Source organism: Streptomyces sp. SCSIO 30461 (assembly GCF_037023745.1).
Lineage (GTDB): Bacteria > Actinomycetota > Actinomycetes > Streptomycetales > Streptomycetaceae > Streptomyces.
Genome location: NZ_CP146101.1, coordinates 3,881,053 through 3,897,884, shown reverse-complemented (window position 1 = coordinate 3,897,884; position 16,832 = coordinate 3,881,053). Strand labels below are relative to the sequence as shown.

At 69.3% G+C, this 16,832-nt stretch carries 19 protein-coding genes and 2 pseudogenes; 17 read left to right on the top strand and 4 right to left on the bottom strand.

Translation table 11 applies throughout. The annotated features are described in order from the left end of the window. The first annotated feature begins 5 nt into the window (after nt 1-5). From V1460_RS17195 to V1460_RS17155, 10 genes are read left to right on the top strand one after another with little or no spacing between them, the layout of a single operon-like run. Nucleotides 6-1,613 (top strand): aldehyde dehydrogenase, encoded by a 1,608-nt coding sequence (locus V1460_RS17195; RefSeq protein ID WP_338674564.1) that lies wholly within the window; start codon nt 6-8, stop codon nt 1,611-1,613. Next, nucleotides 1,613-2,755 (top strand): acyl-CoA dehydrogenase family protein, encoded by a 1,143-nt coding sequence (locus tag V1460_RS17190; RefSeq protein WP_338674563.1) that lies wholly within the window; start codon nt 1,613-1,615, stop codon nt 2,753-2,755. The genes V1460_RS17195 and V1460_RS17190 overlap by 1 nt, the downstream gene beginning before the upstream one ends. Then, nucleotides 2,752-4,050, top strand: a complete 1,299-nt coding sequence (locus V1460_RS17185) for an aminotransferase class III-fold pyridoxal phosphate-dependent enzyme (RefSeq protein WP_338674562.1) — start codon at nt 2,752-2,754, stop codon at nt 4,048-4,050. The genes V1460_RS17190 and V1460_RS17185 overlap by 4 nt, the downstream gene beginning before the upstream one ends. A gap of 1 nt (nt 4,051) precedes the next feature. Then, a complete protein-coding gene (locus V1460_RS17180) occupies nt 4,052-4,501 on the top strand; it encodes an SRPBCC family protein (RefSeq protein ID WP_338674561.1) in 450 nt (149 codons plus the stop codon). Next, nucleotides 4,501-5,001 (top strand): hypothetical protein, encoded by a 501-nt coding sequence (locus tag V1460_RS17175; protein WP_338674560.1) that lies wholly within the window; start codon nt 4,501-4,503, stop codon nt 4,999-5,001. The genes V1460_RS17180 and V1460_RS17175 overlap by 1 nt, the downstream gene beginning before the upstream one ends. Then, complete coding sequence (locus V1460_RS17170; RefSeq protein ID WP_338674559.1) at nt 4,998-6,023, top strand: DUF2156 domain-containing protein; 1,026 nt, start codon at nt 4,998-5,000, stop codon at nt 6,021-6,023. Before V1460_RS17175 ends, V1460_RS17170 begins: the two co-directional genes overlap by 4 nt. Nucleotides 6,024-6,080: 57 nt before the next feature. Next, on the top strand, nt 6,081-7,037 hold the full coding sequence (locus tag V1460_RS17165) for a VlmB-like protein (protein ID WP_338674558.1): 957 nt from the start codon (nt 6,081-6,083) through the stop codon (nt 7,035-7,037). Further along, the gene (locus V1460_RS17160) at nt 7,034-7,924 is read left to right on the top strand and encodes an alpha/beta fold hydrolase (RefSeq protein ID WP_338674557.1); all 891 of its coding nucleotides are present in this window, start codon (nt 7,034-7,036) and stop codon (nt 7,922-7,924) included. The genes V1460_RS17165 and V1460_RS17160 overlap by 4 nt, the downstream gene beginning before the upstream one ends. Continuing rightward, nucleotides 7,819-8,748: a 4'-phosphopantetheinyl transferase family protein gene (locus V1460_RS36385; RefSeq protein ID WP_407077472.1), complete on the top strand. Its 930-nt coding sequence runs from the start codon at nt 7,819-7,821 to the stop codon at nt 8,746-8,748. The genes V1460_RS17160 and V1460_RS36385 overlap by 106 nt, the downstream gene beginning before the upstream one ends. Before the next feature lie 38 nt (nt 8,749-8,786). After that, nucleotides 8,787-9,344, top strand: a complete 558-nt coding sequence (locus V1460_RS17155; RefSeq protein ID WP_338674556.1) for a TetR/AcrR family transcriptional regulator — start codon at nt 8,787-8,789, stop codon at nt 9,342-9,344. A gap of 358 nt (nt 9,345-9,702) precedes the next feature. On the opposite strand, the gene V1460_RS17150 is transcribed toward V1460_RS17155, so the two are convergent. Next, nucleotides 9,703-10,272 (bottom strand): DDE-type integrase/transposase/recombinase, encoded by a 570-nt coding sequence (locus V1460_RS17150; RefSeq protein ID WP_338674555.1) that lies wholly within the window; start codon nt 10,270-10,272, stop codon nt 9,703-9,705. On the opposite strand from V1460_RS17150, the gene V1460_RS17145 reads away from it, so the two are divergent. From V1460_RS17145 to V1460_RS17120, 5 genes and pseudogenes are all read left to right on the top strand, one after another. After that, on the top strand, nt 10,271-11,071 hold the full coding sequence (locus tag V1460_RS17145; protein ID WP_338674554.1) for an NlpC/P60 family protein: 801 nt from the start codon (nt 10,271-10,273) through the stop codon (nt 11,069-11,071). The genes V1460_RS17150 and V1460_RS17145 overlap by 2 nt on opposite strands. Nucleotides 11,072-11,185: 114 nt before the next feature. Next, nucleotides 11,186-11,767: a hypothetical protein gene (locus tag V1460_RS17140; RefSeq protein WP_338674553.1), complete on the top strand. Its 582-nt coding sequence runs from the start codon at nt 11,186-11,188 to the stop codon at nt 11,765-11,767. Further along, nucleotides 11,743-11,919, top strand: a complete 177-nt coding sequence (locus V1460_RS17135) for a hypothetical protein (protein ID WP_338674552.1) — start codon at nt 11,743-11,745, stop codon at nt 11,917-11,919. Before V1460_RS17140 ends, V1460_RS17135 begins: the two co-directional genes overlap by 25 nt. Before the next feature lie 10 nt (nt 11,920-11,929). Next, nucleotides 11,930-12,095, top strand: a pseudogene (locus tag V1460_RS36380) (transposase); the annotation flags it as partial. A gap of 3 nt (nt 12,096-12,098) precedes the next feature. Then, complete coding sequence (locus V1460_RS17120; RefSeq protein WP_338678398.1) at nt 12,099-12,299, top strand: hypothetical protein; 201 nt, start codon at nt 12,099-12,101, stop codon at nt 12,297-12,299. 28 nt (nt 12,300-12,327) lie between these two features. Here the strand turns inward: V1460_RS17120 and V1460_RS17115 are convergent, their stop codons facing one another. Both V1460_RS17115 and V1460_RS17110 read right to left on the bottom strand, forming a co-directional pair. Next, nucleotides 12,328-12,714, bottom strand: coding sequence for a hypothetical protein (locus V1460_RS17115; RefSeq protein WP_338674551.1), 387 nt, complete (start codon nt 12,712-12,714; stop codon nt 12,328-12,330). Continuing rightward, the gene (locus tag V1460_RS17110) at nt 12,711-12,977 is read right to left on the bottom strand and encodes a hypothetical protein (RefSeq protein ID WP_338674550.1); all 267 of its coding nucleotides are present in this window, start codon (nt 12,975-12,977) and stop codon (nt 12,711-12,713) included. Before V1460_RS17110 ends, V1460_RS17115 begins: the two co-directional genes overlap by 4 nt. Nucleotides 12,978-13,850: 873 nt before the next feature. Between V1460_RS17110 and V1460_RS17105 the strand changes: the two genes are divergently transcribed. Then, nucleotides 13,851-14,180 carry a hypothetical protein gene (locus V1460_RS17105; RefSeq protein WP_338674549.1) on the top strand — a complete coding sequence of 110 codons (330 nt, stop codon included), beginning with the start codon at nt 13,851-13,853 and terminating at the stop codon, nt 14,178-14,180. Between the two features lie 72 nt (nt 14,181-14,252). Next, nucleotides 14,253-14,778 (top strand): annotated as a pseudogene (locus V1460_RS17100) (IS1380 family transposase); the annotation flags it as partial. Between the two features lie 708 nt (nt 14,779-15,486). Here the strand turns inward: V1460_RS17100 and V1460_RS17095 are convergent. Beyond that, on the bottom strand, nt 15,487-16,107 hold the full coding sequence (locus tag V1460_RS17095) for a transposase family protein (protein ID WP_338674548.1): 621 nt from the start codon (nt 16,105-16,107) through the stop codon (nt 15,487-15,489). Nucleotides 16,108-16,832: the final 725 nt, after the last annotated feature.

Below are 16,832 nucleotides of genomic sequence, written 5' to 3'. Positions count from 1 at the left end.
CCGCGATGCTGAGTTATGGCTCCTATGTGGACGGGCAGGACCGGCCGGGCACCAAGTGGGTGTACACCGTGCGCGCCTCCGCCATGCTGCGTGACTTCTTCGGGTCCGTCAGGACCAAGCGTGGCCTGGAGAAAGGGGCGATGGCACCCGAGGACGCGCCGCCGGAGGTGATCGGGCGCTGCGCGGTGGCCGACGAGCACGAGGTGGAGGCCGCGTTGCAGTCGGCCGCGCGGGCGGCCGCCGAGTGGTCGGCCGCCCCGCTCGCGACCCGGATGCGGCTGGTCGAGGTCTTCCACGACCTGGCGCGCGAGAAGCACGACGAGATCGTCGACCTGATGATCTCGGAGGGCCACCCGTCGGTGCTGGCCCGTTGGGAGGCCGCCGGTATCCTCGCCAACACCTCCGCTCCGACAAGGGCATTCCTGGCTTCCCAGATGGAGCTCCGGGTCAGCACCGAGCAGCGGGAGCTGACGGTGCGCCGGGTCGCCGACGGAGTGGTCTGCCTGAACCCGCCGCAGAACGCGACGATCGCGAACGTACTGCTTGGGGTGTGGGCTCTAGCGGCGGGGAACGCGCTGGTGGTCCGGGCTCCGCGCAGTGCGCCGTTGGGCGTGATGCATATCCTGCGGGAACTCATCGCGCCGGCCCTGGAAGCCGTCGGCGCCCCCGCCGCGGCGCTCTCGGTGCTCTGCTCTGATGCACCCACCACCATGCGGGCGTGGCTGGAGAGCCCGCTCGTCGACGACGTCATGTACTTCGGCGGCAGCCGGCAGGGCATCGACTTCGGCGCCCGCTGCGTGGCCGCGGGCAAGAAGCCGGTCCTCGAACTCGCGGGCAACGACATCTGCGTGGTCTGGGACGACGCGGACCTCGACCTGGCCGCCGAGGCGCTCACCGAGGCGTTCTACGGCTCCGGGCAGATCTGCATGGTGCCCAACGTGGCGGTGGTGCACCCGGCTGTCGCGGACACGCTGCTGGCGAAGCTGGCCGAGCGGTCCGCCGCGATCCGTCCGGGCTACCCGGAGGAGCCGGGGACGCTGCTGTCCCCGGTGCTGCGCACCGATCTGTTCAAGGCCGTGCTCGACCAGGCCCTTGAGGGCGGCGCGGAGCTGGTCTGCGGCGGACGCAGGCTGGACGTTGAGAGCGAACCGGACGCGGTGGGCGGGCTGTTCCTCGAACCCACCGTCATCCGGGTCGACGGCCTCAAGGGGGCAAGGGACCTGGACGCTGTACGCCACGAGACCTTCTTCCCCCTGCTGCCGGTCGTCGTACCGGCGCCCGAGGAGACGCAGGGGCTCCTGGAGTCGGTGGTGAATTTCGTCAACTCCAACGAGTACGGGCTGCGCAACTCGCTGTGGGCCGGCAGCCCGCGGGTGATCGACCAGTTCGTGGCCGGCGTACGCAGCGGCGGGCTCCTCAAGGTGAACGACTCGCACATCGGGTTCCTGCCGGTCCTGCCCACCCACGGCGGTACGGGCCTCACCGGCGGCCCGGGCGGCGAGGCCAACTACCCGATGCTGCGCACCTCCCACCTCCAGGGCGTGAGTGTGGCCCAGGGTGTGCGCCCCACCGACGCTGTTTTCGCGGACCTCATGAAGGAGGCATCGGCCTGATGCGCGCGATGTACCACGCACGCGCTGCGTGCGAGAAGTACCTCCCGGGTCTCGCGGGGGAGCTCGAAGGAGTTCCCCTGGCGACGCTGGAGGCACCGGGCGGTCCCGGCCTCGCGGCCTTCCGCCGCAGCGGCGGACCGGGACTGCTCATTCCGGGCACGTACGGAGGCGGGGGCGCGAGCGCTCTGGACGCCGTGCGGGTCGGGCGGGCGCTGGGAGCGATCTCGCCCTCGCTCGGGGTCGCGGCCGCGATGCACAACTTCTCGGTGGCCAGTCTGGTCGCCCTGGTCGCCTCGGAGGACGCGGGCGGCCTGGAGTGGATGCTGATCGAGGCCATCGCCCGCGACCGGCTGCTCGTGGCCTCCGGCTTCGCCGAGGGCCGTACCGGCGCCGACATCCTCGACTCGTCCGTCACGGCGGTGCCCGTGACGGACGGCTACCTCGTCAACGGCGTTAAGAAGCCGTGCAGTCTGACCCACTCCATGGACCTGCTGACCGCGGGGATGACGCTGCCTGCCGCCGACGGGCAGGGCGGCAGCGAGCTGGGGGTGGCGCTGGTGCCGGCCCAGTCGCCCGGCATCACCCGCAAGCCGTTCTGGGGCGCCCCCTTCCTCGCCGGTGCGGAGAGCGACGAGGTGCACCTTGAGGACGTCCATGTCCCGCAGGAGCTGATGCTGCGGCCCCAGGTGGAGCTGGGGTCGGGTCTCGACACGCTGCAGACGGTGGGGTTCGTCTGGTTCGAGCTCCTTGTGACCTCCGCATACACCGGGGCCGTGGCCCGGCTCGCGGAGGCGGCGGTGGCCGGTGGCCGCGGCGGCGCTACCGACCGGGCCGCCCTCGTCACCGGCCTGGAGGCGGCCGCGGGCCTGGCCGAGAACATCGCGCGCCAGGTCGACGAGGGCCCGGTGGGAAACGACGAACTGGCCGCTTCCCTCACCGCGCGGTACGCCGTTCAGGACCTGCTGGTGGACGTCGCGGACCGGGCGGCGGAGGTGCTCGGCGGGCTGGCGTTCGCCTCCTCGCCCGATATCGGGAGCTTGCTGGCCGTCAGCCGGGCGCTGGCCTTCCACCCGCCGTCCCGAACGGCCTCCGCGCAGGCGCTGCTCGACCACTGCGACGGCGCCCCCCTGCGGGTCCGGTGAGCGGCCTGCAGGCGGCCCCGGCCGCCCCGCACACCGTGGGCCAGGCCGTGGCCGCCGGGTACAAGGCGCACCTGAGCCGGGGCCGCGGCAAGCTCGGCGAGATGTTCGGCGGGCACGTCGAGGTGTCCGCGTCCGGATCCCGGGTCCGCACGGCCGACGGCGGCGACTTCCTCAACGCCGGCGGGTACGGGGTCTTCCTCACTGGTGCCTGCCACCCCCGAGTGGTCGCCGCGGTCGAGCGGCAGATCCGTACGCTGCCGCTGGCCACACGGCTGCTGCTGGAGCCGTCCGCCGCCAGAGCCGCGGCGGCCCTGGCGGCGGTCTGCCCGGCGGGTCTCGAGCGGGTGCACTTCACCGGCTCGGGCGCCGAGGCGGTGGAGACGGCGCTGAAGATGGCCCGCAGCCTCGGTCACCGCCGCGTGATCGCGACGCATGGCGGCTACCACGGCAAGACCCTCGGCGCGCTGTCGGCCACCGGGAAGCCGCTGTACCAGGATCCGTTCCTGCCCCTGCTGCCGCTGGTCTCCCACGTTCCGTACGGCGACCCGGCGGCGCTGGCCGCGCGGATCGGGGCGGACGGCTCGGACGCCGTGGTGATCCTGGAGCCGGTGCAGGGCGAGGCGGGCGTCATCATCCCGCCGGACGGCTACCTCAAGGAGGTGGCGGACCTCTGCCGGCGGACCGGGGCGCTGTTTGTGCTCGACGAGATCCAGACCGGGATGGGTCGGCTCGGGGCATGGTGGGGGGCGGACCGCGAGGCCGTCGCGCCCGACATCCTGCTGGCCGGCAAGTCGCTCAGCGGCGGGGTAATCCCGGTGGCGGCGGCGATCGCCACGGAGAAGGCCTTCGCCGTCTTCGACCGTGATCCGTTCATCCACACCTCGACGTTCTCGGCAGCCCCGGTCGCCATGGCCGCCGCGGAGGCGGCGATCGACGTGATCCGGGACGAGGGACTGACCGCGCGTGCTGCGGAGCTGGGCGACACGCTCCTCGGCCGGCTTCGCGGGGCCCTGACCGAGCACTGCGGGCATCTGGTCCGCGAGGTCCGGGGAGTGGGGCTGCTCATCGGAGTGGAGTTCCACGACGCGGGCACGGCCGGGGAGTTCCTGCTGGAGCTGCTCGAACGGCACATCATCGTCAACCACTCGCTGAACGCGCACGCGGTCGTGCGCTTCACTCCGCCCGCGGTGCTCACTGGCGCGGAGGTCGACGAGCTGTCCGAGGCGGTCCGGGAGGCCGCCCGCGTACTCGGCGACCGCTTCCCGCCGACCACCGACACCACAAGGAGCAGCTGAGATGCGATCGGTAGAACTGGAACACCACAGCGCCGCCGTCGACGCACGGACCGCGTACGGGCTGGTGCGCGACTTCGGCCGCTATCCCGAGCTGGTCGACATCGTGCGCAAGGTGGCGGTCCACCCGGCGGACGAGACCGGCGCGGTCGTCAGCGACTGGGAGGTGGACTTCCGCAACGGCGTACTCGCCTGGTCGGAGGAGGACGTCTTCGACGACGCCGCCATGGCCATCTCCTTCCGGCAGACCTCGGGCGACTTCGAGTCGTTCGACGGACAGTGGGCCGTCGTCCCTGAGGGCCCGGACGGGGCCGGGTGCCTGGTCCGCTTCCAGGCCAAGTTCGATTTCGGCCTGCCAAGCCTGTCCGGGATCATCGACCCGGTGGCCGAGCGGGTGCTGCGCGAGACCATCGCGACCATCCTGGCGACCCTCCTCGGCGGGGAGGCCGGGTAGTGGACGCCGCCAACCGCTTCGAGTCCCGCACCACGTACTGGCTGCTGCGCGCCGAGTACCTCGCGGGACTGTTCATCAGCGCCTGGCTGCTGATCGCGCACTGGGACGAGGTGCGCTGGCCCGTGGCCGTCGGCCTGTTCGCATACATCGACCTGATCGGATACCTTCCGGGTGCCCTGGCGCATCGCCGGGCCAGGGGCGGCCCTGTCCCGCACGTGTACTACGTCCTCTACAACACGATGCACAGCTGGCTCACCGCCGGCACGGTCGTGGGCCTGTGGGCCTGGTCCTTCGGCTGGGAGTGGGCGCTGCTCGCCGTACCACTCCACCTGTGTGGGGACCGGGGTCTGCTGGGGAACTTCCTGAAGCCGTTCTCCGTGCCGTTCGAACCTCACGCCCACCCTGCCTTCACTGAACTGGAGGCGAGGTTGTCCACGACCCCGGCGTCAGGAGCCGAAGCTGATGCGACAGTCCGCCACCTGACACGGGAGCACATATGACAGTGGCCTCCCTCTCCCTCCCGGCGGGGCCCGACGCGGACCACGCGGTCAGAGCTCTGCGTCACTACAGCGACCACCCCAGCGGATACCTCGCCCTCAATCGCACCACCAGCTGGTACATGTGTCCTCGCGTGCCCGGCCTGATCGCCTATCGGCCGGGGCGACACCAAGTGGTGCAGTTCGCCGGGCCCTTCACAGCCCCGGAAAGCCGCGGGCGCCTTCTGGACGAGTTCCTCTTCCAGTTGCCTGCCGGGCGGTTTCACAAACCACTGCTCACGGCGGTACAACTGCACCGCCAGGATGTACCGCTGTACGAGGAGCGCGGCTTCGCCGTGAACCAGATGGGCAGCACGTATGGGATCGATCTCGGCCGGTTCAGCCTGCGGGGCAAGCCACTGGCGAAGATCCGGCAGAACGTCAACCGGGCCCGCCGCGACGGGGTGACCGTCGTGGAGACGGACCCCGGCGCCCTGGGCGAACAGGGTGAGCTCGACGCAATCGACGGCGAATGGCTGCGGGCAAAGGGCCGCCATGTCAAGGAGCTCCAGTTCCTGATCGGCGAGCGCGGCGGTCCCGGCGCTTCGCTGCGCCGCACGTTCCTTGCCCGGCACCGGGGCCGGACGGTCGGCTACATCACATACTCCCCCGTGTGGGGGAGCAGGCCGGGATGGCTGTACGACCTGACCCGCCGGTCGCCGGGGGCTCCGGTCGGGACCGTGGAGCTGATCAACCTGACTGCTTTGACCCGCTTCCAGGAAGAAGGTGCGGGTTGGCTGCATCTCGGGCTGACCCCCTGCGCCGGCCTTGAGGACCGGCACGAGTCGGCGTCCGCGAGCCGGGGCCTGGCGCGGGCACTTCGGCTGGTGACGGAGCACGGGCGGCTGGTCTACCCGGCACGGACACAGGAGGCGTTCAAGCTCAAGTGGGCTCCGCACGTGATCGAGCCGGAGTACATCGCCTTCCAAAACGGGGTACGGCTGCCCGCGGTTTGGCACCTGCTCAGGACCACCGGCGCCGTCTGACCCCCGACGACGGCACCGAGGCACTACGAACGAAAAAACGAAGAGGATCTGATCCCTATGACGACCACCCCCGTCGAGGCTGACTGGGACAACGCCCCGAGCGTGCTCGAAGGCGCCCGCACGCTGGAGCTCAGCCCGCAGGACTGCAATCTGCCGTACTGGCTTCGACATGTCGCGGGCACCATGCTGCGGAGGCTCTCGGATGGTTCGGTGCCCGATGCAGGCCCGACCGAGGCGGTCCGTACGCCAGGCCCACTGCGCGACGCCATCATCGACGAGTTCACTTTCCGTCACCTGGCAGAGGAGAAGGCCACCCGTGCCCTGTCGTTCGCGGTCTTCCACTCACCCGAGACCGATGATCTGGAGTTCTTCGCGACCCAGCTGATCGACGAGGCCCGGCACGCCCGCGCCTTCCGGGAGCATCTGCTGCGCTTGGACCTCTCTGCTGCCGAGATCGAGGCCGCGGTTGCCCACACCGCCGCGACGAGCGCTGCCGCAGTGCTCGACCCGCTGGAGGAATTCGGCCTCCAGGTCCTGCGCGACCAGGGCGATTTCCACGGCGGCGTGCTGGTCCTGACGGTTCTCGTGGAGGGCGTCCTGGCGCCCGCGGCCGAGCTGAGCGAGCGGAAGTGGCGCCCGCTCGACCCATCCGCGGCCTTGGTCGAGCGCGGGGCGAACATGGACGAAATCCGGCATCTCGCCGTCGGCAGCTCGGTCGTACGCCGCTACCTGACCGAGCACTCGGAGCAGCGCCCGCGGCTCCTGGACCTGGTCATGGAGGGCCGCCGCTTGTGGGAAAAACTCCCGATGCAGGAAGTACTTTTCCGCCGCGAGTCGCTCTTCCAGGAGGGTCTCGCCCAGCATGCCGGGCTCATCGGCGACTACGAGATCTGGCCCGGCCGACGGCTGGTGGACACCAGTATCGAGGAACGGATGGAGGCGGCCGAGCGCTGGTCGCGCGAGACGCAGGAGACCCGCCTGGAATACATGCTCCTCTCGGACGCCCCCCGATGAGCGCCCCGGCCACGAATCCCGGTGACGACCCGACCTGCTGGGAGGTGCTGCTGCCGCCACACGACGGTGACGGCCCGCAGCGGGTCGTCACTCAGCTCACCGAGCCGACCGCGGCACCCCGGGCGGTCGTGCTGATCTGGCCCGCCATGGCGGTCAATGCCTCGTACTACGCGCCGTTCTGCGCCGAGCTGGCGGAGCTGGGCATCGCCTCCGTGACCGCCGATCTGCGGGGGCAGGGCGAAAGCCGACCCCGGCCTGGCCGCCGCTCCCGCCACGGCTACCACGAACTCGCGTCGCGGGACTGGCCAGCGTTGGTGGCAGCGACCCGGGAACGCTTCGGCGAAGGCGTCCCGCTGTACCTCCTGGGACACAGCATCGGGGGCCAGGTTTCTGTGCTGTACGCGGCCCGCGAGCCGAAGGGCGTTGACGGTCTGATCTTCGTGGCCGCCGGGTCGGTGGACTTCCGGGGATTCCCGGGCGCCAGTGGGCTGCGGGTGTTGCTGAGCACCCAACTCGCTGCCCTGATCGCCTGGTTGTGGGGGTACTTCCCCGGGCACCGGCTCGGATTCGCGGGCAGGCAGCCAGCAACGCTGATCCGCGACTGGGCCAGGATCTCCCGCACCGGCCGGTTCCGGCCCTCGGGTGCCGACATCGCCTATGAGGAGGGATTCGCGTCCATACGGCTGCCCGTGCTCGCCGTCTCGGTCTCCGGGGACACTCTCGCTCCACCCACGGCGGTGGACCGGCTGTGCGCCAAACTTCCCTCGGCCGTCGTGGAACGATGGCATTTCGAACCCGGCGGTGGGGGCCGGGTGGACCACGTGCGGTGGGCCCGCAAGGGGGCACCGATCGCGGCACGCATCCGCGCCTGGGCCGACGGGCTGTGATGCTCCGCTCCGGAGGACGGTGGGGAGTGGGTCGCCTGGCGAACTCGTTGGTGCTGTACGCGGACTCGGCCGGGGCGCTCCGGGCTCTGACGTCCGTCCGAGCCAGGCTTACAGAGGCCGAGCAGGCTCGGGCCGCCCGACTGCGTTCCGCTGACGACCGTGACGACTACCTCGCGGCGCACCTGCTCGTACGGGAGTGTGCCGCGAGGTGGAGTGGGGTGCCGGCGGAGCTTCTGACGCTCCGCCAGCTCTGCCCTGGGTGCGGCTCTTCGGGCCATGGCCGACCGTATATCGCGGAGCTTCCCGGGATCTCCGTGAGCCTCAGCCACACCCGCGGTTGTGTCGCCGCCGCGACCGGGCTCGGCCCGGTCGCCGTGGACACCGAGAATCACCGGCGCCGCACGCTGCCGGAGGCCTCGCAGCACGAAGTACTGACGGCCGCCGACCACGCGGCCGTCGCTGCGGACCCTCGCCCGGACCTGGCCCTCGCCTTACGGTGGACGTACAAGGAGTGCCTGGTGAAGCTCGGCGCAACCGACTGGGGTCGACTGCGGGAAGCCGGGACACCGCAGGCCCTCCGGCCGGACGGCATTCCGGTCCGTACCGACGGGAGGTGGGCCGTCCAATGGGCGAACGAACGGGAATCTGCCTGCGGGACTGCGGTGACCGCCGGCGTTCCGGCACTGCTTGGGCTTGAAGCCATGAAAGTGGTTGAATACGCTCCAACACATGAAACGAGCCGTATCGTTCAATCCTGCGACTCCCGATACCAACCAACTCGGCATCACCAAGCGAGAAGCCAATGGGACAAAAGAGAACTCTGAATCAGATATCAGACCAATCCGGCACCCATGTACGGGACTTGGACGCACGTGAGCGGATTCTCTCCGCGACACTGCGGATCCTGGCCCAGGACGGCTACTCGAAGCTGACCATCGGCGGAGTGGCGGCCGAGGCCCGCGTGGGCAAGGCCACGATCTACCGGTCCTGGCCCAACAAGCCAGCCCTCGTCCTCGATGCGGTACGCGAGGAGCTTCCCGCGATACCGACGGATGATGTCGGCGACAGCGAGGCCGAACTGATCGCGGTAGCCTACTCGCTCGCAGACCTGTACTGCTCACAGAAGATCCGCATGGCACTGCCGGCGCTGGTTGCAGATGTCGCGGACGACTCCGGACTCCGCCGCCTCCTCACAGAGAACCTGATCGAGGGCCGCAAGGCATCCTCATACGAGGTACTGTCGCGGGCCGTCGAACGTGGCACCCTCCCCGATAATACGGACATCTCGCTGGTCCTCGACGCATGGGCGGGAACCATGCTGTTCCGCAGCCTGTTCTTCGGGGAAAGCGTCGACGAGCAGACCGTCCGGCTAATGGTCGCCGCCGCGATCGCTTCCCCGCCCCGACTCCCCCCGAACTGACGCGCCCCTGCCAGACGGCTCCACCAACCCCGGTGCGGTGTTCCGACCAGCGGAAGGCTTCCGCGAGGTCGGCGGGGTTGGGGACGACCAGGGGGTGGCCGTTCATCCAGCGGGCCTGCGGGGCGGCTCCCGTCTCGGATTGGACGCGGCGGTGGTAGACGTTCTCGGTCCAGGCCGTGAAACAGCCGGTTCATCTCCAGCAGGCTGTCGATCTGCCGTCCCGCCTGACCGCCACCGGAGGCGATCTCGACGACGAACTCGCTGTTCACGGTGCGGAAGAACCGCTCGATCTTGCCCCGGCCCTGTGGGCGGCCCGGGGTGGAGTGCACGAGCTTGATGCCGAGTTTCGCGCAGGCCCTCAGCAGCCACGAGTCCACGAACGCGGAGCCGTTGTCGACGTAGATGTAGCGCGGGACACCCCGCGCGGCCAGAGCCGGCCGCAGGGCCAGGCCAGGCGGACAGTGTCCTCGGCGAACCCCCAGCGATGTCCCATCACGGCCCGCGAGTGATCGTCCACAAACGCGAACAGATACGTTTTGCGGCCGGCGACCATCGGTCCGTGCAGGGCGTCCCCGGTCCACAACTCATTCGGGGCATCGGCCTCGAACCGTCCGAACACCGCGGAGGCGGCGGGAGCCTTCAACGCGTCCAGGCCCTCGCGGACGATCATCCGCTGGATGGTGCGTTCATCGGGCGCCCAGCCCCGCTGAGCTCCGATGATCCGGCGGATCTGCGCCGCCGACCGCGACGGGTTCTCCCTCTTCAGCGCCGCCGCCAGGTCCAGGACCTCCTGCGGCGTGCGGGGGCGGGACTGGCGCGGCGAAGGGACCAGGGCCTCGAACCCGGCCCGTTTCCACTCGTAGATCCAGCGGTCCAGGGTCCACCGGGTGATCCGCACCGCCCGGCCGTCCGGGTCGACATGGGTCATGGACGCCAGCTCCCGTACCAGTGCGCCGCGCTGGCGCCGCGACAGCGTCGGGTCGGCCGCCTCCCTGATCATCGCCGACAACGGCGACATCCGCCCCAGGATCTATGGAGTGCTCCTCAACGGATCCGGGGCCGGCGGCAACACCACCGTCTTCCCCGACACCGAGGGCGGTCGGTGGGACGGCACAGCCAGCGCGGAGCGCGCGGTGGGCCCGTTCCGGTTCCTGCCGTCCGCGTGGGAAGGCACCGGCAAGGACGCAGGCGGCGACCGGGTAGCCGATCCACACAACGCCGACGACGCCGCGCTCGGCGCCGCCGTCTACCTCTGCGGCAACGGACGCGACCTGGCCAAGCGGACACAACTCAAGGCCCCAATCTTCCAGTACAACCGCTCCCATGAATACGTCGCCAACGTGCTGAACTGGATCGACCAGTACACGGCAGCCTCCCAAGGCCCCGACCTGACAGACGTGTCAAGGAAAGTCCGCACCGTGCTCGAGGCAACCCTGGCCCAGCAGGGCGTGCCGTACTCGTGGAGCGGCGGCAACGCCCACGGGGCGAGCACGGGTATCTGCTGCTCCCCCAGCGGGAAGAGCGGCGCGCACATCAAGGGCTTCGACTGTTCAGGCCTGGTCGTCTACACCTACGCGAAAGTCGGCATCCTGCCGCCGCGTACCGCAGCGCACAGGCCGGCGCCGGGCGGCGCATCCCCGCTGGTGCCGGTCCCGGAGGGCTCAAGCCAGGCGATCTCGTCTTCTACGCCGACGCTCCCGGCCGCGACGCGACGATCCATCACGTAGGGATATTCGTGGGCAACGGGCAGATGGTCAACGCCCCCAGGCCCGGCGCTGTGGTCCGCCTCGATGCGGTTCAGTCAACGCCATGCCGGGATACGCGGGAGGGGCCAGGCTTCTGTGACCGCATTCCCAGCACGCTCGCCGCGCCTGCTGCTGACCGTCTCCGCGGTTTTGGCGGTGGCCGGGGTGATTCTTCTGACGGTGCCCGATGGCAGCTCTCCTCCCGTAGGCCGGTCACAGGCCGACCAGCCCGCGCGGACCTCATCCACGGCTTCGATGCAGACGAGTGCGCCACAGATGCCGCCTCGCGGCGAGGGCGTGGCCGGCGACGCCGCAATCCAGCAGTCGTTGGAGACAGCCTGGCCCGCCGACCTTGCTGCCGCTGACGAGAGCCAGCTCGTCGCGGCGGGACGTGGCCTGCTGCGGGCGGATGCCACCGGGATCGGCCGCGCACATTGGCCTGCGGTCTTCCCCGCCTCCCGGCAGGACCTCGCGCCGGCGTTCGCCACCGCCCGTTTCCGGATCCAGGCCACCGTCGCCCGCCGGGCCGGTGGACCCGACACGGCGGTGGTGCACCTGGTCTGGGCAGGCAGCAACCGCGGCGGAACCTTCACCGACCGGCGCGTCACCGACTGGCACTTCATCCGCACCACCACACTGAAGGGGGCGTCCACGTGGACTCCGCAGCCCCGTATCTGACCAGCCAGGCCTCCGCATCGGCATCCGGCCAGGTGATCGGCCTCGTCTCGGGCATCGTTCACACCATCGGCTGGGTGATCACCTACCTGCAGGCCGAGGCCAAGGAACTCGACAACGAGATCCTCGCCCTGGTGCGGCGGCAGGCCCCCTGAGCTTCTCGGCTTGCTCGGAATCGGGCCGATCACCGCCGCCCAGATACTGGTCAGCTGGTCTCACCAGGGACGATTCCGTTCGGAAGCCGCCTTCGCCTCTTTCGCCGGTCCCTGCCTCGTCCGGGCTGACCAACCGACACCGTCTCAACCGCAGCGGCGACCGGCAGCTCAACCGGGCCATGCACACGATCACCCTGATCAGAATGCGACTCGATCCCTCTACAAAGACGTACGTCGCACGCAAGATCGCCGAGGGGAAGACCTCCCGTGACGCGCAGCGATGCCACAAGCGGGTCATCTGCCGCCAAATCTTCAAGATCCTTGAGCGCGCCGACCGGAACCGACTCAGCAACGTCGAAGAACTCGCTCAAGCGGCTTGACACGACACGACATAGCAGCCTCGGGGGCTCAGCGGTTGAGGTCGAAGATGCGGATGCTGTGCTCGTCGTAGAGGTCGGGAGTGACGGTGGCGACGAGTGCGCCTGTGTCCCACAGGGGGAGAGTCTTGGCCGCATGTACTGCCGCGGCGGCTCCCACCGGCGTGCCGGCTCGATGGAGTTGCGCGATGGCGAGGGTGGCCGGGTAGTCGAGGTCGATGGTGTGGAGAACTTCGAGTTGTCCGATGTGCTCGGCGGTGCCCGGGTTCTCGAGGTCGGCCTGGAGTACGGCCAGGACGGGTACCCATAGGCGCATCTCGGGTTCGAGGTTGGCGCGGTGGATGAGAGCGGAGACCTGCCGGTTGCCGGAGAGGGCGAGCAGAGTGGCGGTGTCCAGGATGAGGTGGTGCAGGATCACGCGACATCATCCTGTGCCGACCGGGTGAACGCCTTGCGCAGGCGGCGGCCCATTGCGGCGCTCTCCTCGTCCGTGACCTCCGTGGCGAAATGCTCCGCCAGGTAGGCGCGCGTGGCTTCGGCGCGCTCGCGCCGCTCTTCCGCAGTCAGGCTCGACTCCGCGAACTCCTTGACCAGGGAACCGATGGAGGTGCCGCGGGCCTCGGCAAGAACAGCAAGGCGGTCCCGCACGTCGGCGGAGACCCGGATCATCGCATCAGCCATGGACGGCAGTATACATCGGCGTATACGCAGGGGGCGTGGCGTTGCGGGTCCGGCAGGACGCCGCGAGCCGATCTTCCACGCCTACTGCGCGGATGTCGCCACCGGCGAGCCGTTCCCGCCAGCGTCTGGCACAGACTCCGTCTGCAGAGGGCTGACGACCACTACCGGGGCGTGGCGGCCCCCGATGCTCCCCGGCCTCGCCGTCGAGCCGTCGCAGCGCAGGCGGACGCTCGGGGTGCGGTCGAGGCAGAGCATCAACCTCGATCGGTGCGCCGGAAGACCTCTGAACTCGGCTGGACCTGCCGCGGAGGGAGCGGCCGCTGCCTCGGCCTGGACGTCGGCAGTACCACGCCGGTCGCCTATCCGCCCGGTAAGCCCAAAGCGGCGCGGGTATTTCACCGTGCGCTACCGGGTGCTCCCCTATGTCTTCTCTGCGTTCATCGGCTCGATCTTCCTGGGTGTGGCCATCCTGATCGTCACGAGGGGCTGATTCGCGGGGCTACACGGAAAAGGGCCCCGCTGGCCTCGGGCGGCCTGGAGGAGGTCCGTCTGGCGCGTCGTCGCGGTGATCCGCGACATCGCCTGACAGTGCACTCCCAGTCCCTCCCGGGCTGGAAGCCTCAACCCGTGTCCATCGCAGGGGTGGCTCCCGTCGGCTGTCAGGAGGATCTCGGCGTGGACGTCTCATGTGTGGCTGCCCAAGGTGCTATTTGTCGCCTTATGACGAGAAGTCCGCTGGCCAGTTGCCCTCCGTTCTGTGTCGTTGATGGGGGTGATGTCTTCCACAGGGGCGAGTGCGTCCCCGAAGAAGGCCAACTGGTCCACTTCGGAGAAGAGGCCGGCTTCGACATTCCCAATCCCTCGGGGGCGAGGATGGATGCGAACGCTGTGCACCTTGCGGTGCGGCTGGCCGCTCCGGTGGACGCCGATGGCCGCCCGGGGCCGACCGTCCTGGATTGCCAGGGCTGCAGGGGTGACTGGTTCCCGCTCTCCGACCTTGCCACCTTGGATGCGCTGTCCACCCAGCTGAGCGCCGCGCTGACTACGGTCCTGCGGGCACGGACGCACATCAGCCGCGAGCAGCCCGAGGTCCGGCGGGTCGGTGGCCCGTTCGAGATCGCTGTGATCGACGGGGTCAGTGGGAAGAAGCTGATGGACACCGTCGTACAGCGCGAAGCCCGGATCAGCGAGGGCGCCTACTGATCCGGGCATACGTCCCACGGACGGCGTCCGGGGACAGAACATCTAGAGCCATACGGTCGCTGAGGAAAACGGTTGGACCTCGTCAGCCGCCGGACTGCTGCCGCATCAGGGCACGGCACCGACATCCTCATCCGCGCCGACAGCGCCGGATCCGCGAAAGCCTTCCTCGCCCACTTCCGCGACCTGCGGAAACAAGGAATCCGTACCTTCTTCTCGGTCGGATACGCCGTCACCGAGCCGGTCCGCCGAGCTGTCCGGGCCATGCCCGACCGCCTCTGGCGTCCCGCCCTGGACCAGAACGGGACACTGCGGGAGGGCCCCGAGGTCGCCGAACTGACCGGCATGGTCCACCTGGACGGCTACCCGGCCAGCACCCGCATCATCATGCGCCGCGAGCGGCCGCACCCCGGCGCCCAGCTGCCCCTGTTCGACCAGGACGAGGGCCTGCGCCATCAGGTGTTCCTCACCGACACCCCCGTACGCCCAGGGCGGATCCGCCCAGTTCCTGGAGGTCCGCCACCGCGGGCATGCCACCGTCGAAGACCACATCCGGTGCGGCAAGACCACCGGTTTCGGCCGCTTCCCCTCCCGCCACTTCACCAGTGATCCCAGGCGAGATCGTTCCGTCGGCTCCCGCCCCGCTGCAGACGTCCGTCATGCCCGTGAACAGCGCCACGAACAACTCTCTGAACAGGGAGGACACCCCGGGGGACGATAGGACAACGGGGTTGGATGGTCCGGCGGCGGAAGGAATACGGGGAAAGGCTGGGCTTGATCCGCTTTGACGGACATCGGAGATCAGGGGCTTCGGCCCCGGAAGGATGATGTCCATCATGGAGAGCATGAGGAAGAAGAAGCCGCGTCCTCGCCGCTCGTTCACGCCGGAGTTAAAGGCCGAGATCGTCGAGCTCTGCCGGCGGGGTGACCGGTCGGTCAGGTCGCCAAGGACTTCGACCTGGCCGAGACCGCGGTACGGGACTGGGTCAGGCAGGCCGGGGTCGACTCGGGCGAACGAGATGGCCTGACCTGCAGCGAACACGAGGAGCTTGCCGCGCCGCGACGGGAGAACCGCCGGCTGTGGGAGGACGTGGCTGGCGTTGCGACGACCGATTGAGTCCAAGCAGTACACCGGCCATGAATTCACCTGCCTGGCTGCACCCTCGCCTCCCCACCCATCCGGTCGCACGGAACGGTGGCAGCCACCCGGGGGCCGGCGAGGGAAAACGAGAATCGCTCGAAGCAACAATGCGCAGCCCCTCTGGGCCGGCTCCAGCACCAGACTCATTACGGGCTCCAGGCCCACAGATCATCGGCGTCGGACGGGCAGCCACCACACCACCCCATTTTCACGGCTGCGCCGACGTCCGGTATGCCGGATACAGAAACTCGTTCGTCTTCTCGCCGACGTCCAGCTGGGCCAGGACCAGGCCGGTTCATGCTCCAGTGCGGCGAGCAGATGGATCTTGCGGCCCTTCGCCTTGACCGCGCCGCGCAGGCTCTTGCCGTCCACTGCCAGGCCGCGCAGCCCGGTCGCCTCCGGGCGACGGTCGGCGAGCCAGCTCCCGACAGCCAGGTCCAGCGCGTCGCCGTCGATGCGGGCCAGCAGTCGGCGGACCGTGGTCTCGGCAGGCAGAACCCGCCTGGGCAGAAGCGGATCGGGGTCGGCGCCGACCTGTTCCAGCACATGCCCAGGAGCATCGGCGATCCATTCGCCGACCGCCAGCAGCGAGGGCGCTCCGGCCAGCACCGCGCACGCGGTGAGAGCGAGTACGACGGCCAGGCGGTGGCGCACCCCGCGCGGGTCACGCGGGTCGGGCACCTCGGCCAGCCGCTCCAGCAGGCCCGGAACCTCCCCGGGTCCTACCAGCGGATTCTCGCGCAGTTGGTCAAGGGCGGGCGGGATCAGCGATGATGCGTCGGCAGGCACGGTCTTCCACTTGGATCACGGGGCGTAGAGAACTTCCATGATCCTGGAAGCCGTGCCTGTCACGTTCCGGGAACACCACCAAGCTGATAATTCGTCATAAACCGGGCGTGACGCGACTACGCCGAAGCCTTGCCCCCGAACCACCCACCAAGGTGGAGATCAGAGGCATTCACCCAATTGGGCAACGGGGTCATCGAAAGCTGGTACAACTTGCAGCGGCTGCACAGCAGCCTCGGATACCGCAGTCCGGTCGGCTACGAAGCCCGCCTCGCGGCCTGACCACCACACCGATGGTGTCCGTCAAAGCGGAACAAACTCAGGCTCACCCTGTTCCTTTCCGGCTACGTCTCCACCGGTCGTGACTCCGCACACCGCATCGCTAGGTGGATGGTCTGGCTGTGGAAGTCGCACCTGGGCATGGCAGGACGGCTCATTCTTGGCACCGCGCTCTTACTGGGCACCGTCGCTACCTTCGGATCTGCTTTGTCTATCGGACATGCTGCCAGCGTCACGGACGGCAGTACGGGAGCGGTGCAGATCGCGAAACTGATCGTCTGCGGCTTTCCTCAGCGTAGGCATTGCCGTGATCATCAGCATCCAGGCCAGGTCATCGCTGTCGAAGTCGTCGGGGTCGACCTCCTCAACCTGGATCCACCGAGCGGTGCCTGCGCGGTGCCAGCCCAACGAAGAAGACGTGCCCTGTGACCTGCGAGGATGGGAGTTCT

What these genes read in the sequence shown, in the direction of transcription:
- V1460_RS17195 (WP_338674564.1), top strand. Translation starts at nt 6, where the DNA reads ATGCTGAGTTATGGCTCCTATGTGGACGGGCAGGACCGGCCGGGCACC.
- V1460_RS17190 (WP_338674563.1), top strand. Translation starts at nt 1,613, where the DNA reads ATGCGCGCGATGTACCACGCACGCGCTGCGTGCGAGAAGTACCTCCCG.
- V1460_RS17180 (WP_338674561.1), top strand. Translation starts at nt 4,052, where the DNA reads ATGCGATCGGTAGAACTGGAACACCACAGCGCCGCCGTCGACGCACGG.
- V1460_RS17170 (WP_338674559.1), top strand. Translation starts at nt 4,998, where the DNA reads ATGACAGTGGCCTCCCTCTCCCTCCCGGCGGGGCCCGACGCGGACCAC.
- V1460_RS17165 (WP_338674558.1), top strand. Translation starts at nt 6,081, where the DNA reads ATGACGACCACCCCCGTCGAGGCTGACTGGGACAACGCCCCGAGCGTG.
- V1460_RS17160 (WP_338674557.1), top strand. Translation starts at nt 7,034, where the DNA reads ATGAGCGCCCCGGCCACGAATCCCGGTGACGACCCGACCTGCTGGGAG.
- V1460_RS36385 (WP_407077472.1), top strand. Translation starts at nt 7,819, where the DNA reads ATGGCATTTCGAACCCGGCGGTGGGGGCCGGGTGGACCACGTGCGGTG.
- V1460_RS17145 (WP_338674554.1), top strand. Translation starts at nt 10,271, where the DNA reads ATGGACGCCAGCTCCCGTACCAGTGCGCCGCGCTGGCGCCGCGACAGC.
- V1460_RS17150 (WP_338674555.1), bottom strand. Translation starts at nt 10,272, where the DNA reads ATGACCCATGTCGACCCGGACGGCCGGGCGGTGCGGATCACCCGGTGG.
- V1460_RS17120 (WP_338678398.1), top strand. Translation starts at nt 12,099, where the DNA reads ATGCACACGATCACCCTGATCAGAATGCGACTCGATCCCTCTACAAAG.
- V1460_RS17110 (WP_338674550.1), bottom strand. Translation starts at nt 12,977, where the DNA reads ATGGCTGATGCGATGATCCGGGTCTCCGCCGACGTGCGGGACCGCCTT.
- V1460_RS17105 (WP_338674549.1), top strand. Translation starts at nt 13,851, where the DNA reads ATGGATGCGAACGCTGTGCACCTTGCGGTGCGGCTGGCCGCTCCGGTG.